This window comes from Streptomyces sp. NPDC099050 (assembly GCF_044759865.1).
Taxonomy (GTDB): Bacteria; Actinomycetota; Actinomycetes; order Streptomycetales; family Streptomycetaceae; genus Streptomyces.
In genome coordinates, this window is the sequence record NZ_JBIWAE010000002.1 from 114,583 (window position 1) to 140,252 (window position 25,670).

Below are 25,670 nucleotides of genomic sequence, written 5' to 3' on the forward strand. Positions count from 1 at the left end.
CACTTCCTTCGGGCCCCGGGCCGGACCGGGCCCGGCCGGGAGCGGCCGGGAGCGGCCGGGCCGGGACTACCTCAACACGCCCGCCTTCGAACCGTCCGTGAGCTTGCCCGTCAGTTCCACCTGCGCCCCCGCCGGAGCCTTCACCGCCAGCCGGTTGCCCACCGCGACCCCGCTCACCTGGCCGCCGCCCACGGTCAGCGAGGCGAACTGCGCACTGCCCGCCGCCAGGACGTACCACTGTCCGGCCTTCGACTTCCACAGCACCCCGGCCAGCACCCGCGGCTCCCGCGGCCCGCACGCCGGCGAGCCCTCCGCCTTCGCCGCCTGGGCCGCCAGCGGGGCGCCCGGGGCCAGGAACTGCGCCTGGACCCGGTCCGCCGTGCCCTGCCAGGTCTCCGCCCGGGTGCACAGCCAGGTCGCCGTTCCGCCGCTCTCCGGCAGCGGCTGCTTCGCGTACGTCCACGCGTTGACCGTGCGCACCCCGTGCGAACGCACCGAGGGCAGCAGGCACGCGATCCGCGACCAGTCGCCCAGCTCCGCGCCCTCCGTCACGTTCCGCTCGGCGCCCGGCGCCCCCGAGGTCAGCCGGGCCGGGGTCAGTTCACCCAGGTCGGTGAGCAGCCGGGTCGCGCCGTCACCGGTCACCGCGAGGGCGTTCCAGCTCGTACAGGTGCCCTCCGCGGCGGGGCTCGGCACCGGCGGGGTGACCCCGTCCGCCGTCAGCTCCAGCCCCGTCGGGGCGTCCCCCGGCTTCAGCAGGTCCCGCTGCGTCGCGGCCGTCACCCAGGGGGCCGTCAGGTAGCGGACGTTGCCGTCGACCCGGCTCAGCACCAGGGCCGCCGCCGTGTCCGCCGAGGCGCCGTCGGTCCGGGCGAAGTCGAGGGCGGCGACCTCGGTGCCGGAGCGCGGTTCGGCGTACCGGGCCACGCGCAGGCCGTCGTACAGCAGGACGACGACGGCCTGGTCGACGGTCCCGGCGAACAGTAGCTGCGGGGGCCCCATCGGCGGCCCGGACGGGGTGCCGGGGGTGGCCGAGACCACGACCGTGCGGCCCGGCCGGGCCCAGACGGCCAGCGCCCGGCGCAGCAGCGCGGCATCGTCGACGCGGTCGCCGCGCGCGGGCCAGCCGGAGTAGTCCGTACGGGAGGACGTACGCCAGAGCGTGGGCGCGGCCCGGACCAACTGCCCCGGGTCCAGGGCCTGTTCCGCCGCGGCGTTCCTCGCGTAGAGCGGGGCGGCGGCCCCGTCGGCCCCCCATCCGCCGCCGGGCAGCGAGAGCAGCACCCCGCACACGGCGAGGGCGGCCCCGGCGGCGATCCCGGCCCGCACGAGCCGTCGGCGGCGCAGCAGGTCGGTGGGCCGGGCCTGGAGCACGCAGGGGTCGAACTCGGGGGAGGCGAACAGCTCGTCGGTCGACGGATCCCCGGACTCCGCGACGGCGGCCGCCGGGTTGACCACCCCCGCCTCGGTCAGCACCCGCAGCACCTCGGGCTCGGGCAGCCGCTCCAGCGCCCGCAGCACGCACGCGGCCCGGCCCGGCCCGTCGAGGGTGGCCAGCCACTGGTCGAGCGCCAGCTCCTCGGCCCCGCCCGAACGCGGGAACAGCCGCAGCCCCCACACCTGGGGCAGCACCGGCGGCAGTTGGGCCCGCCGGGGCAGCGCGCGGAACGTCAGCGGGACCCCCGCCTCCAGCGCGGCCCGCAGCACGCGCAGCCGTACGTACGCGTACCCGGACTCGGGACCCGCCCCGCCCCGCTGCCCCGGCACCCCGCCCTGCACCGCCGCCTGCGCGGCGGCCGCCCCGTCCCGCCGCCCGCGCGGCAGGGCGCGCTGGGCCAGCGAGTGGGCGGTGAGCACCCGCCGGTTGCGGCCGAGGGCGGGCGGCAGCACCAGGTAGGCCAGCCGGACCAGCCGGGGATAGTGCTCGACGATGGCGGCCTCGGCCTGCTCGACATCGGGGGAGAGGGGGCGGGTGGCGGTATCCGGCGCAGTCACGTTCAGCAGAACGAGCGAATGGTCGGATGGTCACCGGGTCCCAGCGCGCGTGTTCGGACCGGATCCCGCCGAGGACCCGCCGAGGACCCGCCGAGGACCCGCCGGGGGACCCGCCGAGGACCCGCCGGGGGACCCGCCGGGGGTCTCAGACGATCAGGCGGGCCCGCAGTGCCTCGACCGTCTCGTCGGAGACGCCGAGTCCCTCGCGCACGTACTTCTCCATCGAGCCGTAGCGCGTGTCCACCTCGTCCAGCGCGGCCTCCAGGTAGGAGGGGAAGACGCCGATCAGCGCCAGCGCGATGTCCGGGTCGCCGCCGGCCGCCGTGAAGCCCTCGATCATCGGGGCGAAGGCGATCCGCACCGCCGGGTTGACCGACAGGTATTCGCTCATCAGCGTCTCGTCGTCCGCGCCGAGCAGCGACAGGACCACGGTCGCGCCCCAGCCCGTACGGTCCTTGCCCGCCGTGCAGTGGAAGAGCAGCGGCCCCGACCGCGGGTCGGCGAGCTCGGTGAGCAGCAGCCGGTACGCGGACTGCGCGGAGGCGGAGCTGACCAGAGAGCGGTACAGGCTGGTGAACAGGGCCTGCACCTTGCCGCCGCCCAGGTGCTCCTCCGCGACCACCGGGTCGGACAGGATGTCCTTGAGCTGGGCGGCGGGAATCTTCCCGGGGTCGCCGTCGCCCCCGTTGTCAGCCGCCATCTTGTCCGCCAGGGCGTCGGCTATGAGCAGCCGGGCACCGGCCGGCACCCGGTCGGGGTGTTCGCCGCGCTCCACGTCGGTACGAAAGTCGATGACGGTGCCGATGCCCAGCGCGGCCACCGCCGGGTCGGCGTCGAGGTCGAGCCGGTCGAGCTGGCCGGAGCGCAGCACGAGACCCGGGCGGACGCTGCGGCCTTCGGCGAGCGGGGTGCCGCCGAGGTCCCGGAGGTTGGCGACGGTCTTGGCGGGGGTGACGGTCATCGTGGCGGCTCCAACGTGATCAGAGAAATGCACGGCTCAGGACGAAGCGCGCTGGGTGACGCGTGTCATCCATATGATTTTCGGAGATTTCACTCCGGAAAGGTAATCGGCGGCCAGCGAGACCCCGAGGCCGAGCGCCAGGGCCACCAGGTGCCCGGCATCGGTGAAGGTCCGCTCCCGCCGCAGCACCGGCCCGACGGCGAGCGCCAGCAGACCGGCCCGGGCGGTGCTGCGCACCGGCCCGCGCGGCAGCGCCGAGGTCAGCGCCCCGAGCACGGTGTTGAACCCGTAGCTGGTCCCCACGTCCACCGCCCGCCGGGTCCGGGGGCCGGCCGTCCGGCGGAGCACCCCGTGGACCAGCAGGGTGGCCGTGACGTGCCCGAACAGGAAGGCGGCCGCCGTCCACCAGGCCCCGTAGGCGTACTCGGCGTACCCGAGGACGGCCACCAGCAGGAGCGCGTACGGCAGCGGCATCGGCTCCTCGACGAGGAGGGCGCTGGCGGGCAGGGTCTCCCAGCGGCCGGCGTCCAGGTTGTCGGCGTTGGTGGAGCAGCGGCGCAGCAGCCTCTCCCGCGTCGCCGGATCCAGCCGTTCCAGGGCGTACGCCCCGAGCTGGACCGTGCCCGTGTACACCGCGCTCAGCGGGACCGTCAAGGACAGGGGGCTCATCGCACCATGATCGGCCACGGGGGCGCCGTACGGCGAGGCGGGGAGCCGTGCCAATATGCGCAGGTCATGTCACACAGCCCCGCGCCGATGCGCGCCACGCGGGCCGCGCTCTTCGCGGCGGTGGCCGTCGCACTGGGTGCGGCGGGGCATTCGTACATGTCCGGTGCGGACCTTCCCGCGCTGGGGCTTCTGTCCGCATTCGGGCTGACCGGCGCTCTCGCCTGGCTCTCCGCCGGGCGCCGGCGCGGACCGCTCGCCATCACCGCCGCGCTGCTCGCCGTACAGGCGGTCCTGCACCTCGTCTTCTCCGCCTCGGCGGGCGGGGGAGAGCATCGGGCGGGCACGGACATGGACATGAACATGGGTGCGGGTCCGGACAGCGGTGCGGATGCCGCGCACGGCATGCACGGTGCGCTCTCCGTGGACGCTATGGCCGGCAGGGACGCCATGAGCGGCCTGGACGCCGTGAGCGGCATGGCCGGCATGGGGGACATGGCCGGCATGGGGGACATGGCCGCCGGCCACGCCCACGACGGGCTCGGCATGATCGCCGCGCACGCCCTCGCCGGGCTGTTCTGCGCGCTCTGGCTGGCCTGGGGCGAGGCCGCCGTCTTCCGGCTCGCCGCCGCCCTCGCGGCCGGGGCGCTGCTCGCCGCCCGGCCGCTCTCCCGGGTCCTCGCCCTGCTCCGGGCGCGCGTGCTCCCCGTAACGCCGGCGCGGTCGCCGCGACCCGCCGGGTACCCGCGGCCGCGGACCCTGCGCGGGGCCGTACACGCGCACACCGCCGAGCGGCGCGGGCCGCCCGCGCCCGCCCGGATCCGCATCACGGCCCCCGGCCGTCCTGCCCGCGCCTGACCGAACGGCGCACCCTCCCGGGAGGAGGGGCGAGACCTGGGGCCGCTCACCCATGTCTTCGCCAACACCTAGGACACCCATGTCTCTCGACGAGGTCGGGCAACTCCGCGCAGTGGACCCCGACGCCCCCGACGCCCCCGACGCCCCTGGGCCCGGGCCCGCGCCCGCTCGCCCGCGCACGCCCGGCACCTGGGCCGCCCTGCGGCCGCTGCTGCTGCGCCTGCACTTCTACGCCGGGGTGCTGATCGCCCCGCTCCTGCTCGTCGCCGCCACCACCGGGCTGCTCTACGCCGGTTCCTGGCAGGCCGAGAAGATCCTCTACGCCGACCAGCTGACCGTCGACCGCGTCGGCGCGAGCGCGCAGCCGCTCGGCGCCCAGGTCGCCGCGGCCGAGAACGCCGCGCCCCAGGGCACGGTGACGGCCGTCTGGCCCGCGCCGGAGGCCGATGCCACCACCCGGGTGATCATGGAGAGCCCGGGACTCGCCGAGGGCGAGACCCTCACCGTGTTCGTCGATCCGTATACGGCCGAGGTCCGCGGGAAGCTCACCACCGTCGGCGACGCGCTGCCCCTGCGGGCCTGGCTGAGCGAGTTCCACGCCAGCCTCCACCTGGGGGAGTTCGGCCGGAACTACAGCGAGCTCGCCGCGAGCTGGCTGTGGGTGGTCGCGCTCGGCGGGCTCGCGCTGTGGATCGGCCGCAAGCGGGCCCGTCAGGCCGGCCGTGCCGCGCTCGTCCTGCCCGACCGCACGGCGACCGGCCGCCGAAAGACCCTGTCCTGGCACGGCTCCGTCGGCGTCTGGATCGTGGTCGGCCTCGTCGGGCTCTCCGTCACCGGCCTGACCTGGTCGCGGTACGCCGGAGAGAACATCGAGGTGCTCAAGGACGGCCTCGGCGGCACCACCCCGGCCGTGGCCGCCAAGCTTCCCGGCGCCCCGGCCGAGGCGGGCGGCGAGCACGCCGGGCACGGCGCGGGCGGCGGCGACCAGGCGGCCGCACCGGCCCCGCCGGCGCCGGTGGACGCCATCGGCATCGACGGAGCGGTGGCGGCGGCCCGGTCCGCCGGGGTCACCGAGTCGCTGCGGATCACCCTGCCCGCCCAGGGCAAGGGGTACGTGGTCAAGGAGCAGGACAAGCAGGTGCCGGTGCACCTGGACGCGGTCGCCGTGGACCCCGCCGACGGCCGGGTCATGGACGAAGTCCGCTTCGCCGACCACCCGCTGCTCGCCCAGCTGACCCGCTTCGGCATCGACCTGCACATGGGCCTGACCTTCGGGCTCGCCAACCAGCTGGCCCTGGCCGCGCTGGCGGTCCTGGTGATGTCCATGGTCGTCTGGGGCTACCGCATGTGGTGGCTGCGCCGCCCGACCAAGGAGCGCACGCTCTCGGCCGGCCGCCCCCAGCCGCGCGGGGCCTGGCGGAAGCTGCCGGTGACGGTGCTGCTGCCGCTGGCCGCGGCGACGGCCGTGGTCGGCTGGTTCGTACCGATGCTGGGCATCAGCCTGCTGGTGTTCCTCGCGGGGGACCTGGCGCTGGGCTTCGCCGCGTCGAGGCGCGGGGCCGGGGCCGGCGCCGAGGTCTAGATCACCGTCCGTGGGCCCGGGCTCCTCAGGAGGAGCCCGGGCCCACGGCGTCAGCCGATCCTCCAGAGGGTGAGTGCGGTGACGTAGTCGGGCACGGGGCGGAAGTTGCCCTTGTTGGGCACCACCTCGGTGATGCGGAGCATCGCCAGGTTGCCGTCGCTGGTGACCGTGCACAGCACGGTGCCCTTCGTGAGCTCCTTGCCCTGGTGGAGCTGGTCGCTCGTCAGCTTGGAGGCCAGGGCGTTGGTGGCGACGGCGTCCTGGCACTCCTCCGGTGTGCTGCCCGGGCTCTTGCCCGTCGCCGTCAGGAAGACCAGGCCCGCGTCGCTCCAGTCGTGGTAAGTGAGTTCCATGTCCTCGTCCTCGCCGATCCTCCCGTTCGGAACGACCTTCGGAGCGTCGAGGTCGACGTGGGATCCGGTGCTGGAGGAGGGGGCGCGCAGGGTCAGGGGCTTGTCCTGGAAGACCACCGTGTACGCGGACTTCGGCGAGGAGGAGGCTGAGGTCTGCGGCGAGGAGGAGGCCTTGGCCGGATCCGGTGATCCGGACTCGGCCGCGGGCGCGGCCGGGGTTCCCTGCCGGGCGGGCGCCTTCGCGTCGTTCTTCGCGTCGTCCTCGTCCAGCAGCCAGACCGTGCCGGCTCCCGCGGCGACGGCCAGGACGAGGCACGCGGCGATGAGCCCGCCGCGGAACCCCTTCGGGGCCGGAGCGGGGCCCGGAGCCGTACCCGGCGCGGGCGTCGGGTGGTTCGGCCGCCCAGGCCCCGGTGGCCCCGGGGGCCGGGGCGGCGCGAACGCCGTGTCCGCGGCGTGCAGCCCGCCGAAGGCACCGGACGCCCCGGTCCCCGTACCGGCCGGGCCGAACCCGCCCGCGGGCGCCGCGGCAGCAGCCGCGCCCCGGTCCGCCACCGTCGGCACCGGCGGATGCTGCGCGGCCCGCACCCGCCGGGCGATCTCCTGCCCGACCGGCTCCGGGAGCCAGCCGTCGAAGTCGTTCAGCGGTCGTCCGGCGAACAGTTCGCACATCGCTGCGAGTTCGTCCGTGCCGATCCGCTCCGCCGGGTCCGCGGTCAGGCAGCGCTCCAGCAGCGGCCGCAGTTCCGCCGGGTAGCCGTTCAGGTCCGGAGGCAGCCGGTCGGTGTTGGCGATCCGCACGCCGATGGCCGTGGCCCCGCCCTCCCCGTACGGATGCCGCCCGGTGGCGGCGACCGCGGCGATGAGCCCGACCGCGAACAGGTCGCTCGCGGGGGTGACCTCGGCGCCCAGCGCGTGTTCGGGGGACATGTACTGCGGGGTGCCGATGACCCCGCCGGTGCGGGTGAGCTGCGTGCTGTCGGCGGCCCGGGCGATCCCGAAGTCGATGACGTACGGCCCGGCCGCGCCGAGCAGGAGGTTGGCGGGCTTCAGGTCGCGGTGCACGACCCCCGCGGCGTGGATGGAGCCGAGGGCCCGCGCCGTGCAGCCGATCAGCTGGAAGACGGCGGGGAGCGGCAGCGGGCCGTGGGTGCTCAGGGTGTCGTGCAGCGAGAGTCCCGGGACGAACACCGAGGCGAGCCAGGGCGAGGCGCCCGCGGTGTCGTGGTCGAGGACCGGTACGAGGTGGTAGCCCTGCACCCGGCGCGCGGCCCGCACCTCCTGCTCGAACCGGCTCCGGAAGTCCGGGTCCTGTCCGAACTCCCGGCGGATCAGCTTCAGCGCGACCGGCTGCCCGCCGCGCGTGTGCGAAAGGTAGACGGTGCCCATGCCGCCCTCGCCGATCCGGGCGATCAGCCGGTAGCCGGCGGTCTCGCGGGGGTCCTGGGGCTCAAGTGGGGCAAGTACGCTGCCGGTTCCGGTGGTCACGACGGAAAAGACTACGGCAGGCACCCCGGCTGATCAGCACGGATGTGCGGGGAAGCCCCCCTTGTGGCGGCCCGAGTTGATCAACGCGATCGCGCGGGGCCCGTACTCCCCCTCGTGAGTACGGGCCCACCGGCGTTCCGATCAGGGCGCGTACTTGTACCCCACCCGGCGCACGGTCTGGATCGCGCCGCGGTGGGCGGCGCCCAGCTTGCGGCGCAGCCGCGCGACGTGGACGTCGACCGTACGGCCGTCGCCGACGTGGCCGTAGCCCCAGACGGTGGTCACGAGCTGGTCGCGGCTGTGGACCCGGTGCGGGTGCGCGACCAGGTGGGCCAGCAGCTCGAACTCCAGGTACGTCAGGTCCAGGACCTCGCCGTCCACCTCCGCGGTGCGCTGCGCGGGGTCGATGCGGACCAGGGCGTCCCCGGTGACGGCCGCCGCACCCGGGGCCGAGGCACCCGGGGCCGGGGCGGCGGGAACGGACTGCGGGGAGAAGGCGATCGGCGGCTGCTGGTCGGCCGGTACGAGCACCAGGTAGCCGACCATGGGCGGCTGGCCGGGGAGGCTGGGCAGGGTGTGCGCGGGGGCGGGCAGCCAGGTGGCGCCGGGCGGCAGGAGGTCCACGACGCGTGCCACCTCGTCGCGGTCCACGGCCCGCAGGCGGTGGCGCGGACTGGGCGGGAAGGCCGGGTAGGTCAGGGGAGTGGTCGCAGCGGAGGCGGCAGAAGCGAAGGAACGGGTGTTCGCCATGAGTGGTCAGCTCTTTCACGCGGAGTGGTCGGCAGGAGACGTACGGAGAGCGTCGTCTTGTGTCGTACCGCGCAGACCGAAGGCCTGGGGGAGGTCGGTTCGAGGTCCCGGAGGCTTTAGAGGGCCGGCGCGTTCTTCGCGCGGCAACACACCCGGTCGAAATCGTGGTCCTGACGGGAAGGCCAGAACGGCTCGAGGTCGCTGCGACCGGTCGAGGTGTGCGAGTAGCTGGCCATGGCCCCATTCAAGCAGATGCGGGGGCCCCGGGGCAGACCCTGTCTCATTCTATGGAGCGGAATCCCATATTCCGTGATCATGGCGTGAACGGACCATTGCAATCCCGACAAACCGTCACCCGCCCAGCCTCTTCCTCCAGTCCATCCCGGTCACCCGTATCGCATCGTGGGCGGATCCGTCCCACGTCCATGTCAGACCCACCCCGTCCAGCGCATGGACGACCTCCCGGCCCACGGAGGCGGTGAGTTCCCCGCCCTCCTCGAAGCCCCCGTAGAGCAGCCACAGGTCACCCCCTGCCGCCGCGCCCTCGGTGCATTGGGCGTGGAAGAAGACGAACCCCCGGGCGTCCTCCCGGCCCGCCGCCCGGATCTCGGCGAGGCCGCAGGAGCGGCAGCAGGCGAAGTTCTCCCGCGCGGTGATGCCGGCGGCGTCGAGGGCGGCGAAGGCCCGCGCCAGGCGCTCGGGATCGGTCTCGCCCACCCAGCCGGCCTGCTCCGCCAGCCGCTCCCGCCAGAGCCGGTCGACCAAGCGCTCGGCCTGGGCGCGCGACACCGGCCTGATGCCGTCCGCGACGAGGTACTCCTCGGCGTGCTCGCTCAGGGCCGCCCGGTCGTCGTAACCGCACCGCAGTCCGTCCCGTACGAGCCCGGTCAGCTCCTCCTCCACCTCCGGGGCGAGCGGCGCCACCTCCTCAACCGGAAACTCCAGCCGCTCCCAGGTCGGCCCGAGGTCCCAGCCCTTCTCCCGGCGGGCCCAGCGGGCCATCACGTCCACCACCTCGGCCGCCGTGCGGACGAAGGCCTGGAAGTGCCGGTCGGGGGCGCCGTCGCGGTATTCCAACTGATAGTCCCCACCGGTCTCGTGCCAGACCTGGGCGAACACGTCGGGCTCGTCCGGCAGCCGCTCCACGATGAGGAAGCGGTCGCCGTCGGCGCCGATGCGCCCGACGAGCTCGGACAGCCAGGGCAGCGCTGGGCGGCGGTAGGTCTCGGCGGGCTCGGTGCGGAGGGTGACGGGCAGCATGGCGCACACGATGGCAGGTGCCACCGACAGCGCGGCGCCCGCCCTCCCTGGGGGAGGACGGGCGCCGGGGTGCTGTCAGAGGGGGCCTGCCGGGGTTAGACCAGGCCGTCCTTCTCCAGGGCGGTGCAGCAGGTGTCCGTGATGAGGCGGGTCACCACGTACGGGTCGACGTTCGCGTTCGGGCGGCGGTCCTCGATGTAGCCCTTGCCGTCCTTCTCGACCTGCCACGGGATGCGGACGGAGGCGCCGCGGTCCGAGACGCCGTAGCTGTACTCGTTCCACGGGGCGGTCTCGTGCAGGCCCGTCAGGCGCTCGTCGATGCCCGCGCCGTAGTTCTTGACGTGGTCCAGCGGCTTGCTGCCCTCGCCCAGCGACTCGGCCGCGGAGATGATCGCGCGGTAGTCCTCGCGCATCGCCCTCGTGGAGAAGTTGGTGTGCGCGCCCGCGCCGTTCCAGTCGCCCTTGACGGGCTTCGGGTTCAGCGTCGCGGAGACGTTGAAGTCCTCGGCGGTGCGGTAGAGCAGCCAGCGCGCGATCCACAGCTGGTCGGAGACCTCCAGCGGGCCGACCGGGCCGACCTGGAACTCCCACTGGCCGGGCATGACCTCGGCGTTGATGCCGGAGATGGCCAGACCCGCCGCGAGGCAGTGGTCCAGGTGCTTCTCGACGATGTCGCGGCCGAAGATCTCGTCCGAGCCGACGCCGCAGTAGTAGCCGCCCTGCGCGGCCGGGAAGCCGTTGACCGGGAAACCGAGCGGGCGGGCGCCGTCGAAGAAGGTGTACTCCTGCTCGATGCCGTAGATCGGCTCCTGAGCGGCGAACTTCTCGGCGACCGGGCGCAGCAGCGCGCGGGTGTTCGACTCGTGCGGGGTCATGTCGATGTTCAGGACCTCGCACAGGACGAGGACGTTGTCGCCGCCGCGGATCGGGTCCGGGCAGGTGAACACCGGCTGGAGTACGCGGTCGGAGGCGTGGCCCTCGGCCTGGTTGGTGCTCGAACCGTCGAAGCCCCAGATCGGCAGCGCGTCGCCGTCCGCCATGATCTTGGTCTTGGAGCGCAGCTTCGCCGTCGGCTCGGTTCCGTCGATCCAGATGTACTCAGCCTTGTAGCTCACGGGCCCCATCCTTCGGTGCGTCGCTCCGGCGCAGACTCTGCGGGTGCTGCGCTGCGTCCTGCGGATCGCGTACGGCGGTTCACGTCCCTGTGGCTCGCGTACTGCGAATTCGTTCTGCGGTGTTGACCGCAGAGTGCCCGCTCGCGATTTCTCTTCCGTTGCCCGTGTGTGAACCCCGTGTTACCGAGGTTTGCGCCGCAGGTGGGCGTGGTCGAGAGGGTTGGCGTTCGGATACCCGTACGGGTGGGGCAGACTGAGCGGGTGAGCATTTCGTACGATGTGACGTCCGCCGGAGATGCCGCCTCAGAGGCCGCTTCCGGGCCCCGCCCCCGGGTCGGGCTGCTGGGCACCGGCCCATGGGCCCGCCGCACGCACGCCCCCGCCCTCGCCGCGCATCCCGGCTCCGAGTTCGTCGGAGTCTGGGGCCGGCGCCCCGAAGCCGCGGCCGAGCTGGCGCGCGAGTACGGGGTGAAGGTGTACGAAGACCCCGACGCGCTGTTCGCCGACTGTGACGCCGTGGCCTTCGCCCTCCCGCCCGACGTGCAGGCCCCGCTCGCCGTGCGCGCGGCCGCCGCCGGCTGCCATCTGCTGCTCGACAAGCCCGTCGCCACGACCCCGGCCGACGCCCGCGCGGTCGCCGAGGCCGTGGCCGAGCACCGGGTCGCCTCCGTCGTCTTCCTCACCCTGCGCTTCGCCGAGCCGACCGCCGGCTGGGTCGAGGAGCAGGCGGAGCGCACGGGCTGGTTCACCGCCGCCGCGCACTGGCTCGGCGCGGTCTTCCCGCCCGACGGCGAGCCCAGCGCCTACGCCGACTCGCCCTGGCGCAAGGCCAAGGGCGGGCTGTGGGACGTGGGCCCGCACGCCCTGTCCGTACTCATCCCGGTCCTCGGCGACGTCACCGGGGTCAGCGCCACCCGCGGCCCCGCCGACGTGGTCCAGCTGGCCCTGCGGCACGCCTCCGGCGCCGCCAGCACCGCCGTGCTCAGCCTCAGCTCCCCGCGCGCGGCCGCCGGGGTGGGACTGGAACTGCGCGGGACCGCCGGCGTCTTCGGCCTGCCGGACTGGAGCGACGTCCCGGGGGCGTACGGCCGCGCCCTGGACGCGCTCCTCGCCTCGGCCCGGACCGGGGTGCCGGACGTACGGGGGGCGGAGTTCGGAGCCCGGCTGACGGAGATCCTGGCGGAGGCGGAGGCGCAGCTGCCGGAGTGAGCCGGCTTCGGAGGCCCGCTGCCCGGACGGCGGGCCCGTCGTCGCCCGCCGCTATTTGATGACCGCGTTGGCCACGATGATGGCCAGCCCGATCGTGGCGTCGGCGACCCCGATGAGCAGCGACGTGGCGAGCTTGTAGCCGACCCTGAGGGCCACGAAGGCGCCCCAGGCGAACAGCATCGCGGTGTTCACGCCGAGCCCGACGGCCGTGACCGCGTGCGAGTCCCAGTCGGCGAGTCCGGCGACGAGCAGGAGCAGGACGGTGGGCAGGGTGGCCGCGATCATGGGCCACTCGTTCCACAGCGCCCGCCCGAGGATCCGCCACCGGTGACCGGCGGAGCCGGCCTGATGGGTGCTCATGTGGTGCGAGTACCCGTGCGCGAGCCCGGCCGTGGCGGCGGTGACGAGCACCCAGCTGGCGTCGTAGAAGGGGGTGTACTCCCCGCCCTTCTGGTCGAGCGCGGCCAGCAGCCCGGACGCGAGGACGGTCCCGTACACCCCGCCGAACATCCAGTCGGCGCCGCGCCGGGGCGGGGGGAGCGCGGACGCCGGGAGGGCCGGCGGCGTAGGCGGCGTAGGCGGCTCGCCGGGCGTGGTGGGACGCGGGTGCCGCTGCTCGTTCACGACGGATCCTTTGGTGCGGTACGTCCCCTTTGTGCTGGCCTCACCCTACGAGGCGCGGGATGGGGCCCGTGTGGAGGCTGAGACGGGGGCGGTGTGAAGGATGCGACGGGGCGATGCGAAGGCGGGGGCGGGTGCGATGCGTAGGCCGGGACGGGGGCGGGGCCGCGACCTGCCGGAGTGCGGCCCGGCCCCGGCGGCGTAGCGGCGGAATACCGTGGATCGCGGGCGACTTGAACCCCGCATGGCAACTCTTGGACTCATCGGAAGCGGCAACATCGGAAGCACCCTCGCGCGGCTCGCCGTGGACGCGGGGCTGGACGTGGTCCTCAGCAATTCCAGAGGACCGCAGACCCTGGACGCCCTGGTCGCCGAACTCGGCCCGCGCGCCCGGGCCGCCACCCCGGCCGAGGCGGCCGCGGCCGGCGACTGGGTCGTGGCCACCATCCCGCTGGGGCACTACCGCGAGCTGCCCGCCGACGCACTGGCGGGCAAGGTCGTCCTCGACACGCTCAACTACTACCCGCAGCGGGACGGGGTCCTCCCCGCCCTGGAGGCGGAGGAGACCACCACCAGCGCGCTGGTCCAGGAGCACCTGGCCGGGGCGAGGGTCGTCAAGGCGTTCAACAACATCTACTTCAAGCACCTGCTCGCCCTCGCCCGTCCGGCCGGTTCTCCGGACCGCTCGGCCCTGCCGATCGCCGGCGAGGACCCGGCCGCCCGCGCGTCCGCCACCCGCCTCCTCGATCTGCTCGGCTACGACGCGGTCGACGCGGGGGAACTCGCGGAGAGCTGGCGCTTCCAGCGCGACACGCCCGTGTACGTGCTCCCGTACGCCGAGGACCTGTCCCGTCCCGGGGGCCTCGCCGAGGACCCGGGTGCCGTCGCCGACGCGGCGGCCGTCCGCGCCGCCCTGGCGAAGGCCGTCCGTCCGGCGGGCTCCGCCGGATGAGGATCCTGACGGTCGGAGCCGGAGCCGCGGGCGGCTACTTCGGCGCCCGCCTCGCCCGGGCGGGGCAGGACGTCACCTTCCTGGTCCGCCCCCGGCGGGCCGAAGCCCTGCGGGCGCGCGGGCTGCGGGTGAGCGGGCCGGGGGAGGAGATCGCGTTCGCCCCGCGGCTGGTCACCGCCGACGCGCTGGCGGGGGCGGGTGCGCCGGAGGGGACGGGTGCGCCGGACGGGACGTACGACCTCGTCCTGCTGTCCGTGAAGTCCACCTCCCTCGAAGCGGCCGTCCGGGACCTCGCACCGGCGGTCGGTCCCGGGACGGCGATTCTGCCCCTGCTCAACGGAATGGCCCACCTCGACCGCCTCGCGGACCGGTTCGGGGACGCGGCGGTGCTCGGCGGAGTGGCCAAGGTGGTCACCACCCTGAACGAGCACGGCGACATCCTCCGGATGGCCCCGCCCACCGTGGTGCTCACCGGCGAACGCGACGGCCGCCCCTCGGCGCGGGTGGACGCCGTCCGCGCGGTGCTGGCCGGGGCGGGGATCGACAGCCCCGAAGTGCCCGACATCGTCGGCGCCATGTGGCACAAGTGGGTCTTCATCACCACCCTGGTGGCGGTGACCTCCCTGGCGCGCGGAGCCGTCGGCGAGATCAACGCCGTGCCCGGCGGGACCGGGTTCGGCCTCGCGGTCCTCGCCGAGGCGGCCGCGGTGTCGGCCGCCGCCGGGTACCCGGTCCCGGAGCCGGAACTCGCCCTCACCGCGCGGACGCTGGCCGTCCCGGGCTCGCCGCTGACCCCGTCGCTGTACCGGGACCTGCTCGCCGGTCACCCGACCGAGGTTGAGCACGTGCTCGGCGACCTGTCCGCCCGGGCCCGCGGCTTCGCCGTCCTCACCCCGCTCCTGGACCTCGCCACACTCCAGCTGCGGCTCCATCAGCGGCGGGTGACGGGGGAGGGGTGACGGCGGAGGAGTGACGGGGGAGGAGTGACGGCGGAGGGGGTGACGACAGGCCCTGGGGCCCTCTAGGTGCGGGGGCCCGACGTCCGGGAGAGGGCTTCGCGGACGGCCTCGTCCGAGCGGGCCACCAGCGCCGTGCCGTCCTCGGCCGTGATGATCGGGCGCTGGATCAGCTTCGGGTGGGCCGCCAGGTGGCTGATCCAGGCCCCGCGGGACTCTGCGGTCTCCTCGCGCGGGAGGTCCCGTACACCCGTCTCCTTGGCCAGTGGGTCCGAGGTGCGGGTGATGTCCCAGGGTTCCAGGCCCAGTCGGCCCAGGACCTCGCGGATCTCGGCCTCGGAGGGCACGTCCTCCAGGTAGCGGCGGACGGTGTACTCGGCGCCCTCCGCGTCCAGCAGGGTCAGTGCGCCACGGCACTTCGAGCAGGCGGGATTGATCCAGATCTCCATGCCCGAAATCTTAGTCGGGCGTCGTCTGGCCAGGTCCTTTGTCAGTGGTCGCCGGTAAAATTCAAGGAGAAGGACAGGACGCCAACTTGCCTTTGGGAGGCTGTAGATGGCCACTGCCATGACCCTGCACACCATCGAGCCCGTCAAGAAGAAGCCGCTGCCGGCGGGGCTGCCCCGGGAGTGGTACGAGAGCCACAACCGGCGGCTGAAGGCGATGCGGCTCGCGATATCGCTGCTCGACTCCGGCACGTATGACGTACAGCGCGCCACCAACCGCAAGATCCGCACGATGGCCGTCCGGACGGGCATCCGCCGGCCGTCGAACGTCACCTGCAAGATGGTCCGCTCCTTCATCCGCGACGCCGGGTAGGTCTCAGCCCGCCTCGGGGACCTTCGGGAAGCTGAAGCCGTAGCCCTGCTCCTTGAGCCACGGCAGCAGCTTTTCGAGGGCCTCGACGGACGGGGAGCGGTCGCCGCCCCCGTCGTGCGTGAGGTCCCGCCGTTTGGTCATGTGATCAGTACGGCGTGGTCACCGCCCGCCGTCCCGCTCCGCGTCCAGGGACAGCACCAGCAGGGCCACGTCGTCGCGCGGCCCGCCTCCGGTGAAGGACCTCAAGTCCCGCCACACCGCCGGTGCCAGCCCCGCCGGATCGGTCGCCAGGACGGGCACGCGCGCGGCCAGCGGGTAGAAGTTGCCCGCCGCGTCGCGGGCCTCCGTCACCCCGTCCGTGTACATGACCAGCCGGTCCCCGGGGACGATCCGGAGCTCGGCCGGCGCCGCCGGGGTGGGGCCGGCCAGGCCCAGGCCCAGCGGGGGCCCCGGGTCCACGTCGACTTCCGAGACCGTGAAACCCCGTAGCAGCAGGGGCGGGGGATGCCCGCACGACACGATCCGTACGAGGTCCAGCCCGGGCGGGAACTCCAGCAGCACCGCCGTCGCGAAGAGCTCCGCGTGGTCCACCGACTCGGCCGCCGAGTCCGCCAGCAGCCGCCGGTCCAGCCGGGCCGCCACCGTCGTGAGCTCCGCGTCGTCCAGCACCCCCTCCCGGAAGGCGCCGAGCAGCGAGGCCACGGTGCCGACGGCGGCCAGGCCGTGGCCCTGGACGTCACCGATCAGCGCGCGCACGCCGTGGGGGCCGACCCGTACGTCGTACAGGTCGCCGCCGACCAGGGTGCCGTGCTGCGCGGCCCGGTAGAGGCCCGCGCAGCCGACCGCGCCGACCCGTTCGGGGACGGGCGGCAGGACCGCCAGCTGCGCCGCCTCCGCGACGGTGCGCACGCTCACCAGCTGGGCGTCGCGGCGTTTTCGGACCCAGGCGACCACCACGCTGAGCAGCCCGATCACCGCGACGGTTCCGAGGTCGGAACCCTGGGCTTGGGCGATCCCGAGCGAGGGGAGGCCGAGGAGGACCAGCACCACCGCGGCGAAGACGGCCGTCCCGGCGGCCCCGTAGGCGAAGGCGGCCACCGGGGGGAGCCCGGCCAGGAAGAAGCCCAGCTCCACGTCGCCGGGGGTGATGCGCTGCACGAACACCAGTACGACGAGGGCCACCGCGGGCGCGAGGCGGGCCCAGCGCGGCGGCGGCGCCCCGCGCAGCCAGCCAGGCTCCTCGCGTCGGCGTCTCACCCCTCCACCCTGATCCCGGCGCCGAAGGCGCGCACGCCGGGTGGCTCCTTCCGGCGGCGCCCGCGACAGTGGGGGCGTGAATGAAGCGGATGGTGCGGCGGGGCAGAGCGCGGCGATGAGCACACGGCTGAACTGGCTGCGCGCGGGGGTGCTCGGCGCGAACGACGGGATCATCTCCACGGCGGGCCTGGTCGTCGGCGTCGCCGGGGCCACGACCTCGCGCACGGCGATCATGGCGGCGGGCGTCGCCGGGCTGCTGGCGGGCGCGCTGTCGATGGCGGCGGGGGAGTACGTGTCGGTCAGCTCCCAGCGGGACTCGGAGAAGGCGGCGCTGGACCTGGAGCGGCGGGAGCTGGCGGAGTCGCCGCAGGAGGAGCTGGAGGAACTGACGGGGCTGCTGGTCGGCAGGGGGCTGAGCGAGCCGGTGGCACGGGAGGCCGCGGAGCAGCTGACGGAGCGGGACGCGCTGCGGGCGCACGCGCGGGTGGAGCTGGGGATCAACCCCGACGAGCTGGCCAATCCCTGGCACGCGGCGCTGGCGAGCCTGGTGGCGTTCACGGTGGGGGCGTTGCTGCCCCTGCTGGCGATCGTCCTGCCGGGGGCCCCGCAGCGGGTTCCGGTGACCGTGGTCGCGGTCCTGCTCTCCCTGACCCTGTGCGGGGTGCTCAGCGCCCGTCTGGGCGGGGCGCCCGCCATCCGGGCGATCCTGCGCAACGTCACCGGCGGCGCCCTGGCCATGGCGGTGACCTACGCGGTCGGCACCTGGCTGGGCACCGCCACCTGAGAGCCCGGTCTGCGGCCCGCGACTCCGGGGCCGCGGGGCACGCGGGGGCGGGAGCGCTGCCAAGATGGGGGCATGCGTATCGCGGTCACCGGGGCCACCGGCCTCATCGGCAGCGCCCTCGGGCGGTCACTGAAGGCCGACGGGCACGAGCTCGTCCGGTTCGTGCGGCGGGAGCCGGCCGGGCCCGGCGAGGCGCGGTGGGACCCCGCGCGGGGGTACGTGGACCCGGCGGGGCTCGCCGGGTGCGAAGCCGTCGTGCACCTCGCCGGGGCCGGCGTCGGGGACCACCGCTGGACGGCCGCCTACAAGCGGGAGATCCGCGACAGCCGGGTCAAGGGCACGGCGGCCGTCGCCGCGGCCGTCGCCGCGATGGACGAGCCGCCCGCGACGCTCGTCTGCGGATCCGCCATCGGGTACTACGGGGACACCGGCGACCGGACCGTCGACGAGGACGCCCCGGCCGGGGAGGGCTTCCTGCCCGAGGTCTGCGTGGAATGGGAGGCCGCCGCCGCGCCCGCCCGGGACGCCGGGGTCCGGACCGTGTCCGCCCGTACCGGACTGGTCGTGGCCGCCGAGGGCGGGGCCTGGGGGAAGCTGTTCCCGATCTTCAAGGCCGGCCTCGGCGGCCGCCTCGGCGACGGCCGCCAGTACTGGTCGCACATCTCGATGCACGACGAGATCGCCGCCCTGCGCCACATCATCGACACGCCCGCCCTGACCGGTCCGGTGAACCTGACCGCCCCCGAGCCCCTGACCAACCGCGAGGTCACCGCCGCGATGGGCCGGGTCCTGCACCGCCCGGCGGTCTTCGCCGTGCCCGCGCCGGTCATGCGCGTGGTGCTCGGGGAGTTCGCCCAGGACGTGCTGGGCAGTCAGCGGGTGCGCCCGGCCCGGCTGCTGGAGACCGGGTTCGTCTTCCGGTACCCGGGGATCGAGGAGTCGATCAGGGCCGCGCTGGAGGCCTGAGACGCCCCCGGAGCCCCGGGGCTCCGGGGGAGCGCCCCGGCGCACGCGTGCGACCGCATGTGAGCCGAATGCGACCGTCGTGCGACCGGAGTTGACCGCATTACCCGCAATGGCCCGACCAACTCGGGTTCCGCTCGACCCCGTTGGGGGAAGGAGGTTCCCCACACAGCCGGGCCGACCTCGGGGAGGGGCACGTGCTCAACAGCACACACGCACATCATGCGGACGTGGTCATCGTAGGAGCCGGAGTCTCCGGACTCGCGGCAGCGCACCACCTGATCGCGGCCGGGGTCACGGTCATCGTCCTGGAGGGCGCGGACGACGCGGGCGGCCGGATGGCCACCGAGACCGTGGACGGCTTCCGGCTCGACCGGATCGGCCAGCTCCTGAACACCGCCTACACCGAACCGGCCCGCACCCCGGGCCTGGAAGGCCTGGTCCTCAAACCCTTCGCGCCCGGCGCCCTCGTCCACAGCGAGGGCAGGACGCTGCGCGCCGGGGCCCTCACCCCCGCCCGCGCCCTGACCAGCGGCTCCCTCGACCAGGCCCGGATCGGCGCGGCGCTCGGCCGCCTCGCCGCCCTGCCCGAGGAACGCCTCCTGGCCCGACCCGAGCGCACCGCGCACGCCGCCCTGAGCTCCAGGAGCCTCGGTACGACGCTGCGCCCGCTCCTCGCCGCGCTCCTGCGCGACCCCGCGCTCACCACCTCCAGCCGCGTCGCCGACCTGGCCCTGCGCACCTTCGCGCGCGGCCGCCTCGCCGTACCCGAGGGCGGCGCCGCCACCCTGCCCGGACTGCTCGCCGCAGCGCTGCCGCCCGGCACCGTACGCACCGGGGTCCGGGTCCGCTCCGTCGCCACCAACCTGGTCACCACCGAGGAACACGGCGACTTCAGCTGCCGCTCCGCGGTCCTGGCCACCGGCGCCCGGGCCGCCGCCGAACTGCTCCCGGGCCTGCGGGTGCCCACCTTCCACCAGGTGACCGTGATGCACCACGCCACCACCACCCCGCTCGCCTCGGACGGCTCGCTGCTCGTGGACGGGGACCCGGACTGGCCCGTCGCCCACACGGCGGTCATGAGCGCGGTCGACCCGACGCGCGCCCCCGCGGGCCGCAGCCTGGTCACCACCACCGTGCTCGGCCCGCCGCCGCCCACCCGGACGGTCGCCTCGCGCCTCGCCCGGCTCTACGAGACCGCGACCCGGGACTGGGAGCTGCTCACCGTCCACCACACCCCCGAGGCCGTCCCCGCCATGCCGCCGCCGCAGGACACCCGGCGCACCGTCCGGGTCCTGGCCGGGCTGTACGTGTGCGGCGACCACCGGGACACCAACACCGTCGAGGGCGCCCTGCGCTCGGCCCGCCGCGCCGCCGCCGCGCTCCTGCGCGACTTCGGCATCCCCGTCCCGTCCGCCCCCCGAGCCGCCCTCCCGGTGGCCGCCTGAGCCAACCACCCACCCGCCGGGCGGCTCCACCCCAGCCCCGCGGGCAACCACGCCCGCGGGGCCGCGCCACCCTGCGGGCAACCACCGCCCTCGGGGGCCGAGTCGCCCCGCGGGTCACCACCTGCCTCGGCATCGCCCCGCGGGCAACCACCCACCTCGGGGCTGATTGCCCGCAGGGCAAATCCAGCCCCTCCGGCGTTTGAGGAGCGGGGTCCGGGGCGGAGCCCCGGGAGCGGACCCGCAGGGACACCACGGCGCAGCCCCCGGGGCCCCGGGGGCACAGCCGGGGGGCGCGCCCCCAGCCGACCCGCAGGGTCAGGACAGCGCGGCCACCCGGTCCCGATACCCCCGCACCGCGGACGCGTCCCGGTACGGCTCCAGCCGCCGCTCGAAGTCCCGCACGTACTCCACCGCCCGCACCGACCGCATCTCCATCGCCTGCTGCGCGGCCTCCGCACCCAGCGCGCACGCCTGGTCCAGCTCGCCCAGCCCCAGCCGCGCCGTGGCCAGCACCACCCGGCAGAACAGCCGCGAGCGCGCGTACGAGGGCGCCCGCAGCTGCAGGGACCGCTCCGCGTGCTGCGCCGAGGCCCGGTACTGCTGCAGGTCCCGGTGGCAGTGCCCGAACTCGTCCGCGAGCTGCGCCTCGTCGTAGTCCCGCGCCCAGTGCGGTACGTCGTCCCCCGGCCGGGCCGCCCCCAGCGCCCGCTCGGCCCGCACCAGCGAGGCCGTCGACGCCCTGACCTCCCCGAGCACCGCGTGCCCGCGCGCCTCCGCCGAGTGCAGCAGCGCCTGCACCACCGGCGGCGGCCCGGAGCCCACGCCCTGCTGGGCCACCCGGGCCAATTGCACCGCCTCCCGGCCGTGGCCGAGGTAGACCGCCTGCCGGCTCATCGTGATCAGCACGTACGCCCCGTACGGCCGGTCCCCGGCGGCCTGCGCCAGCCGCAGCGCCTGGACGAAGTACCGCTGGGCGAGCCCGTGCGCGGCGATGTCGTACGAGGTCCAGCCCGCGAGCCGGGTCAGATCGGCCGCGGCGGAGAACAGCCGGCGCCCGGTGGTCTCCCCGTAGGTGCCGCGCAGCATCGGCTCGGCCTCGTGCTCCAGGTACCGCACCAGGGCCTGGCGGGCGTGGCCGCCCCCGTAGGCGTGGTCCAGGGTGCGGAACAGCTCGCCCACCGATCTGAGCGCCGCGATGTCACCGCCGGTCACCCGCTGCCCGGGCCCGCGGTCGATCTGCCGCTGCCGGGGCACCGAGGCCCGGCCGGGCAGCGGACGGCCCAGCTCGGCACGGCCCAGCTCGGCACGGCCCTGTTCGGCGCGGCCCTGTTCGGGGCGGCCCTGTTCCGGAACGCGTGCGGCGCCCTGCTCCGCGCCCCGGCCGACCCGCTCGTCGGCGCGCCCGATCAGCCAGTCCCGGCTGGGCACCACCAGCCCGGCCGGAGTGAAGGCGATCTTGCGCAGCTCGGCGTGCGAACCGGAGTCCTTGCGCCACAGCCCGCTCGCGATGTCCACGGCCTCCTCGGGGGTGGCCGCGAACTCCAGCCCCGCGTACACCGGGGCGCACGCGTCCAGGCCCAGGTCCTGGGCGGACAGCCGCCGCCCCAGGCGCCGGGTGAACACCTCCGCGATCAGCGCCGGGGTGGTGCCGCGCGGCTGCTGCCCGCGCAGCCAGCGGGTCACGGAGGTCTTGTCGTACCGCAGATCGAGACCGTGCTCCAGACCTAGCTGGTCGACACGGCGGGCGAGCCCGGCGTTGGAGAACCCGGCCTCGGCGATCAGCGCCGAGAGCTGCCGGTTGGGGACGCGCTGGGCAGGTCGTTCCGTCATCGGCTCCACGGTCTCCTGACGTAACGGACCGGAGTTCCGGCCCTGTAAACGGCGTGAATGTAGCGGCGAACCTTGCCCGTACCGCCCTCTCTGTCCCACATTCATCCGATCGTGTGCAGAACCGGTGGGTCTCTTTACGGACCGACCCCCTCCACCCGCGTACGCTGCGCCCCATGACCCGCCGGCCCACCGGGGAGCCCCGCCCCGGCAGCTGCGAGCGCCCCGGAGGCGACGGCAGCCACGCAGAGTCCACGGCCCCGCCGCACGTACCCGAGCTGGCCGCGCCCGAGCTCACCGAGGCGGAGTGCCGTCGCTGCGGGACGTACATCGCGGGTCTCGACGGGCGCTACGCGTGCGGGGTCTGCGGCTGGGTGAACGACCACACCGAGGGGCACCGCCGGCTGCCGCGGGCGGACGAGGACCCGGACCGGCCGCCCCTGGGCCGCAGGCGCCCGAAACAGCTCCCCGGACCCACCGGACCCACCGGACCCCCCGGATCCCCGGATCCCGGGCCTTGGGCGTTGTCCGGGACGGGCGGCTGACGGGGCCCGCGGGGGCCGCCGTACCCTTGCTGGGTGCGATAGGTGCACACAGCAAGTTCGTCGGCAGGTTCAATGAGGAGGCGCCGCGGTGGCTGAGCTTGGGTTTGTCCGCATGGGCTTCGGTCCGGAGGCCGTGGAGTACACGGTGGCCTGGGAAGAACAGCGCCGGGTGCACGCGGCCCGCTTCGCGGACGAGATCGAGGACACCTGCCTGCTGCTGGAGCACCAGCCCGTCTACACGGCCGGCCGGCGCACCGCCGACAACGAGCGGCCGCTCGACGGCACCCCCGTCGTGGACGTGGACCGCGGCGGCAAGATCACCTGGCACGGCCCGGGCCAGCTGGTCGGCTACCCGATCATGAAGCTGCCCCGCCCGGTCGACGTGGTCGCCCACGTCCGCCGCCTGGAGGACGCGCTGATCCGCACGGCCGCCGAGTTCGGCCTGGAGACCACCCGTGTCGAGGGGCGCAGCGGGGTCTGGGTGCTCGGCGACCCGGTGGAGGAGCGGCCGAAGATCGGCGGTCTCTCGCTGGACTTCGACCCGCGGCTGCACGACGAGGAGTTCGACGCCCGGCTGAACGGCCCCGAGTACGCCCCGTCCAACGCCGGCCAGCGCCGCGAGGACCGCAAGCTCGCCGCCATCGGCATCCGGGTCGCCAAGGGCGTCACGATGCACGGCTTCGCCATCAACGTGAACCCCGACAACACCTGGTTCGACCGGATCGTCCCCTGCGGGATCCGCGACGCCGGTGTGACCTCGCTCTCGTACGAACTGGGCCGCGAGATCACCATCGCCGAGGTGCTGCCGGTGATCGAACGGCACCTGAAGGACGTGCTGGAGCAGGCCGAGCTGCGCCCGCGGGAGATAGAGCCCGCCGCGGGCTGATCCCGGGGGGACGGCGGGGAATGGGTCGGGCCGCCCGCAGGTTGGCCGAGTGAAGAACGTATGAAATTACGGGCGTACCCTGGTGGGCGCCGAAGAATCGAAGTCACAGGGAGCCGGTCGTGTCCGCAGTCGCACCCGACGGACGCAAGATGCTGCGCCTAGAGGTCCGTAACGCCCAGACGCCCATCGAGCGCAAGCCCGAGTGGATCAAGACGCGGGCCAAGATGGGTCCCGAGTACACCAAGATGCAGGCCCTGGTGAAGGGCGAAGGACTGCACACGGTGTGCCAGGAGGCCGGCTGCCCGAACATCTACGAATGCTGGGAGGACCGCGAGGCCACCTTCCTCATCGGTGGCGACCAGTGCACCCGGCGCTGTGACTTCTGCCAGATCGACACGGGCAAGCCCGAGGCGCTCGACCGCGACGAGCCCCGCCGCGTCGGCGAGTCCGTCGTCACGATGGACCTGAACTACGCCACCATCACGGGCGTCGCGCGCGACGACTTGGCGGACGGCGGTGCCTGGCTCTACGCGGAGACCGTGCGCCAGATCCACCAGCAGACGGCGGGCCGCGAGAGCGGTCACACCAAGGTCGAGCTGCTCGCCCCGGACTTCAACGCGGTCCCGGAGCTGCTGGAAGAGGTCTTCGCCTCCCGCCCCGAGGTCTTCGCCCACAACATCGAGACGGTGCCGCGCATCTTCAAGCGCATCCGCCCCGGCTTCCGCTACGAGCGCTCGATGGACGTCATCACCCGGGCGCGGGCCTACGGCCTCGTCACCAAGTCCAACCTGATCCTGGGCATGGGCGAGGAGCGCGAGGAGGTCAGCCAGGCGCTGAAGGACCTCCACGAGGCGGGCTGCGAGCTCATCACCATCACCCAGTACCTGCGGCCCTCGCCGCGGCACCACCCCGTCGAGCGCTGGGTCAAGCCGGCCGAGTTCGTGGAGCTGGCGCAGGAGGCCGAGGAGATCGGCTTCTCCGGAGTCATGTCCGGCCCGCTGGTCCGTTCCTCGTACCGCGCCGGGCGGCTCTACCAGCAGGCGATGGAGAAGCGCGCGACCGTCTGAGGCAACTCCTGGGACTGGTGATGCGAGAGGTATGTGAACTCGCGCACAAAGTCTTACTTACGGGTAACCCCGCACCGATGCGGCCCCTAGGCTTTCTCTAGCGAGAGACCTAGTGGGCCGCATCAAGGTTTCATCACTGTTTGACCAGTCGGTCATGCCCTGGTAACACCAGTCAGTGACGATTGTTCGACGCACCGCACACACGCTTGGCACCCCCCGACGTGAGCACCGTGAAAGGGTCGACACCATGCAGGCCGCGCCCGTACGCGCCATCGCCATTCCGTCCTTCACCGACGCCGTCCGCGGCCTGGAGTCGCTGCTCATGAGCGGCGCCCGCCGGAACGCCTGGACGGCCGTCCTCGAAGACCGCCGCAGGGCCAAGGACCGGGTCGAAACCGAGCACGTACTCGAGGCCGCGGCGACCCGGACCGAGAAGGCCACGTAAACTTCGCTGCATGGCGAGGAAGTCAAACGCAGAGACTGCTGCGAACCCCGGGCGACTGAAGCAGATCGCCCTGACGTACAAGATGACGCGCAAGGCCGACCCGAAGGTCGGTCTGATCGTCGCGGGCGTGGGAATCGTCACCTTTGGTGTGTTCCTTGCGATCGGCTTCCTGATCGGCCACCCGGTCTACCTGGGCATCCTGGGCTTCCTGGTGGCGTTCCTGGCGATGGCGATCATCTTCGGACGGCGGGCCGAGACGGCCGCCTTCGGGCAGATGGAGGGACAGCCGGGCGCGGCCGCGGCCGTACTGGACAACGTGGGCAGGGGCTGGACCACCACCCCCGCCGTCGCGATGAGCAAGCAGCAGGACATCGTCCACCGTGCCGTGGGCAAGGCCGGCGTGGTCCTGATCGGCGAGGGCAACCCGAACCGGGTGAAGCCGATGCTCGCGAACGAGAAGAAGAAGCTGGCCCGGATCATGCCCGACATCCCGGTCCACGACTTCATCGTGGGCAAGGGCGAGGGCGAGGTGCCGCTCAAGAAGGTCCGTACGACCCTGATGAAGCTGCCCCGCGTACTTTCCGGGCCCCAGATCACCCAGGTCAACGACAAGCTGCGGGCCATGGGCGACTTGCTGAGCAACATGCCGATCCCGAAGGGCCCGATGCCCAAGGGGATGCGCATGCCGCGCGGCGGAAAGATGCGCTGATCCGCTTTTCGTATACGACACAGAGGGGCGGCCCGCCGGGGGGGGGGGGGGGGGGGGCCCGCGAATGTTTGGAGCCGGTCACCAACGGCGTATAAATAGGTGGACAGGCCGCGGGGCCAGCGCGGCGCCCCACGCGCCCGCCGGAGCCGAGCAA

Annotated in this window: 26 protein-coding genes; 14 read left to right on the forward strand and 12 right to left on the reverse strand. The window is 74.0% G+C overall.

Translation table 11 applies throughout. The annotated features are described in order from the left end of the window. Positions 1-66: 66 nt before the first annotated feature. From ACIQV3_RS03530 to ACIQV3_RS03540, 3 genes are all read right to left on the reverse strand, one after another. Positions 67-1,995, reverse strand: coding sequence for a hypothetical protein (locus ACIQV3_RS03530; protein ID WP_403709354.1), 1,929 nt, complete (start codon positions 1,993-1,995; stop codon positions 67-69). A 145-nt stretch (positions 1,996-2,140) separates the two neighbouring features. Continuing rightward, the gene (locus tag ACIQV3_RS03535; protein ID WP_403709356.1) at positions 2,141-2,956 is read right to left on the reverse strand and encodes a tyrosine-protein phosphatase; all 816 of its coding nucleotides are present in this window, start codon (positions 2,954-2,956) and stop codon (positions 2,141-2,143) included. A 36-nt stretch (positions 2,957-2,992) separates the two neighbouring features. Beyond that, positions 2,993-3,625 carry a rhomboid-like protein gene (locus tag ACIQV3_RS03540; RefSeq protein ID WP_403709358.1) on the reverse strand — a complete coding sequence of 211 codons (633 nt, stop codon included), beginning with the start codon at positions 3,623-3,625 and terminating at the stop codon, positions 2,993-2,995. 66 nt (positions 3,626-3,691) lie between these two features. Here ACIQV3_RS03540 and ACIQV3_RS03545 point away from each other — a divergent pair, with 66 nt between their 5' ends. Together ACIQV3_RS03545 and ACIQV3_RS03550 are read left to right on the forward strand one after the other, a co-directional pair. Next, positions 3,692-4,480 carry a hypothetical protein gene (locus tag ACIQV3_RS03545; RefSeq protein ID WP_403709360.1) on the forward strand — a complete coding sequence of 263 codons (789 nt, stop codon included), beginning with the start codon at positions 3,692-3,694 and terminating at the stop codon, positions 4,478-4,480. Positions 4,481-4,559: 79 nt separating this feature from the next. Next, positions 4,560-6,062, forward strand: a complete 1,503-nt coding sequence (locus ACIQV3_RS03550) for a PepSY-associated TM helix domain-containing protein (RefSeq protein ID WP_403709362.1) — start codon at positions 4,560-4,562, stop codon at positions 6,060-6,062. Positions 6,063-6,112: 50 nt separating this feature from the next. Here the strand turns inward: ACIQV3_RS03550 and ACIQV3_RS03555 are convergent, their stop codons facing one another. From ACIQV3_RS03555 to glnII, 4 genes are all read right to left on the reverse strand, one after another. Continuing rightward, positions 6,113-7,903, reverse strand: coding sequence for a serine/threonine-protein kinase (locus ACIQV3_RS03555; protein ID WP_403709364.1), 1,791 nt, complete (start codon positions 7,901-7,903; stop codon positions 6,113-6,115). Between the two features lie 141 nt (positions 7,904-8,044). Further along, positions 8,045-8,653 carry a winged helix-turn-helix domain-containing protein gene (locus tag ACIQV3_RS03560; RefSeq protein ID WP_403709366.1) on the reverse strand — a complete coding sequence of 203 codons (609 nt, stop codon included), beginning with the start codon at positions 8,651-8,653 and terminating at the stop codon, positions 8,045-8,047. Positions 8,654-9,004: 351 nt separating this feature from the next. Then, positions 9,005-9,913, reverse strand: a complete 909-nt coding sequence (locus ACIQV3_RS03565) for a DUF6891 domain-containing protein (RefSeq protein WP_403709368.1) — start codon at positions 9,911-9,913, stop codon at positions 9,005-9,007. Positions 9,914-10,008: 95 nt separating this feature from the next. Continuing rightward, entirely contained in the window at positions 10,009-11,028 is a 1,020-nt protein-coding gene (gene glnII, locus ACIQV3_RS03570) for a glutamine synthetase (RefSeq protein ID WP_403709370.1), read from the reverse strand. 279 nt (positions 11,029-11,307) lie between these two features. On the opposite strand from glnII, the gene ACIQV3_RS03575 reads away from it, so the two are divergent. Next, positions 11,308-12,237, forward strand: a complete 930-nt coding sequence (locus ACIQV3_RS03575; RefSeq protein WP_403710126.1) for a Gfo/Idh/MocA family protein — start codon at positions 11,308-11,310, stop codon at positions 12,235-12,237. Between the two features lie 51 nt (positions 12,238-12,288). Here ACIQV3_RS03575 and ACIQV3_RS03580 read toward each other — a convergent pair whose 3' ends face one another. Beyond that, the gene (locus tag ACIQV3_RS03580; protein WP_403709372.1) at positions 12,289-12,861 is read right to left on the reverse strand and encodes a hypothetical protein; all 573 of its coding nucleotides are present in this window, start codon (positions 12,859-12,861) and stop codon (positions 12,289-12,291) included. Positions 12,862-13,102: 241 nt separating this feature from the next. Here ACIQV3_RS03580 and ACIQV3_RS03585 point away from each other — a divergent pair, with 241 nt between their 5' ends. After that, positions 13,103-13,810, forward strand: coding sequence for an NADPH-dependent F420 reductase (locus ACIQV3_RS03585; protein WP_403709374.1), 708 nt, complete (start codon positions 13,103-13,105; stop codon positions 13,808-13,810). Then, positions 13,807-14,769 carry a 2-dehydropantoate 2-reductase gene (locus tag ACIQV3_RS03590; RefSeq protein ID WP_403709376.1) on the forward strand — a complete coding sequence of 321 codons (963 nt, stop codon included), beginning with the start codon at positions 13,807-13,809 and terminating at the stop codon, positions 14,767-14,769. Before ACIQV3_RS03585 ends, ACIQV3_RS03590 begins: the two co-directional genes overlap by 4 nt. Before the next feature lie 62 nt (positions 14,770-14,831). Here the strand turns inward: ACIQV3_RS03590 and ACIQV3_RS03595 are convergent, their stop codons facing one another. Next, the gene (locus tag ACIQV3_RS03595) at positions 14,832-15,215 is read right to left on the reverse strand and encodes an ArsC/Spx/MgsR family protein (protein WP_403709378.1); all 384 of its coding nucleotides are present in this window, start codon (positions 15,213-15,215) and stop codon (positions 14,832-14,834) included. A gap of 106 nt (positions 15,216-15,321) precedes the next feature. Between ACIQV3_RS03595 and ACIQV3_RS03600 the strand changes: the two genes are divergently transcribed. Beyond that, complete coding sequence (locus ACIQV3_RS03600; RefSeq protein WP_327307072.1) at positions 15,322-15,585, forward strand: hypothetical protein; 264 nt, start codon at positions 15,322-15,324, stop codon at positions 15,583-15,585. Positions 15,586-15,588: 3 nt separating this feature from the next. Here ACIQV3_RS03600 and ACIQV3_RS03605 read toward each other — a convergent pair whose 3' ends face one another. Continuing rightward, positions 15,589-15,726 carry a hypothetical protein gene (locus ACIQV3_RS03605; RefSeq protein WP_403710174.1) on the reverse strand — a complete coding sequence of 46 codons (138 nt, stop codon included), beginning with the start codon at positions 15,724-15,726 and terminating at the stop codon, positions 15,589-15,591. Positions 15,727-15,744: 18 nt separating this feature from the next. Continuing rightward, positions 15,745-16,842, reverse strand: coding sequence for a PP2C family protein-serine/threonine phosphatase (locus ACIQV3_RS03610; protein ID WP_403709380.1), 1,098 nt, complete (start codon positions 16,840-16,842; stop codon positions 15,745-15,747). Positions 16,843-16,957: 115 nt separating this feature from the next. On the opposite strand from ACIQV3_RS03610, the gene ACIQV3_RS03615 reads away from it, so the two are divergent. From ACIQV3_RS03615 to ACIQV3_RS03625, 3 genes are all read left to right on the forward strand, one after another. Beyond that, positions 16,958-17,626, forward strand: a complete 669-nt coding sequence (locus tag ACIQV3_RS03615; RefSeq protein WP_403710128.1) for a VIT family protein — start codon at positions 16,958-16,960, stop codon at positions 17,624-17,626. 72 nt (positions 17,627-17,698) lie between these two features. Continuing rightward, complete coding sequence (locus ACIQV3_RS03620) at positions 17,699-18,592, forward strand: TIGR01777 family oxidoreductase (RefSeq protein WP_403709382.1); 894 nt, start codon at positions 17,699-17,701, stop codon at positions 18,590-18,592. A 194-nt stretch (positions 18,593-18,786) separates the two neighbouring features. Beyond that, complete coding sequence (locus ACIQV3_RS03625) at positions 18,787-20,037, forward strand: FAD-dependent oxidoreductase (protein ID WP_403709384.1); 1,251 nt, start codon at positions 18,787-18,789, stop codon at positions 20,035-20,037. Positions 20,038-20,352: 315 nt separating this feature from the next. On the opposite strand, the gene ACIQV3_RS03630 is transcribed toward ACIQV3_RS03625, so the two are convergent. Continuing rightward, complete coding sequence (locus ACIQV3_RS03630; RefSeq protein WP_403709386.1) at positions 20,353-21,867, reverse strand: regulator; 1,515 nt, start codon at positions 21,865-21,867, stop codon at positions 20,353-20,355. 173 nt (positions 21,868-22,040) lie between these two features. On the opposite strand from ACIQV3_RS03630, the gene ACIQV3_RS03635 reads away from it, so the two are divergent. From ACIQV3_RS03635 to ACIQV3_RS03655, 5 genes are all read left to right on the forward strand, one after another. Continuing rightward, positions 22,041-22,409 carry a hypothetical protein gene (locus ACIQV3_RS03635; protein WP_403709388.1) on the forward strand — a complete coding sequence of 123 codons (369 nt, stop codon included), beginning with the start codon at positions 22,041-22,043 and terminating at the stop codon, positions 22,407-22,409. Positions 22,410-22,497: 88 nt separating this feature from the next. After that, positions 22,498-23,295, forward strand: a complete 798-nt coding sequence (gene lipB / locus ACIQV3_RS03640) for a lipoyl(octanoyl) transferase LipB (RefSeq protein ID WP_403709390.1) — start codon at positions 22,498-22,500, stop codon at positions 23,293-23,295. A gap of 119 nt (positions 23,296-23,414) precedes the next feature. Then, entirely contained in the window at positions 23,415-24,362 is a 948-nt protein-coding gene (gene lipA, locus ACIQV3_RS03645) for a lipoyl synthase (RefSeq protein WP_254383412.1), read from the forward strand. Positions 24,363-24,609: 247 nt separating this feature from the next. Further along, the gene (locus tag ACIQV3_RS03650; RefSeq protein WP_250743563.1) at positions 24,610-24,807 is read left to right on the forward strand and encodes a hypothetical protein; all 198 of its coding nucleotides are present in this window, start codon (positions 24,610-24,612) and stop codon (positions 24,805-24,807) included. Between the two features lie 10 nt (positions 24,808-24,817). Then, positions 24,818-25,516 (forward strand): DUF4191 domain-containing protein, encoded by a 699-nt coding sequence (locus tag ACIQV3_RS03655; protein WP_403709392.1) that lies wholly within the window; start codon positions 24,818-24,820, stop codon positions 25,514-25,516. The last annotated feature ends 154 nt before the right edge of the window (positions 25,517-25,670 follow it).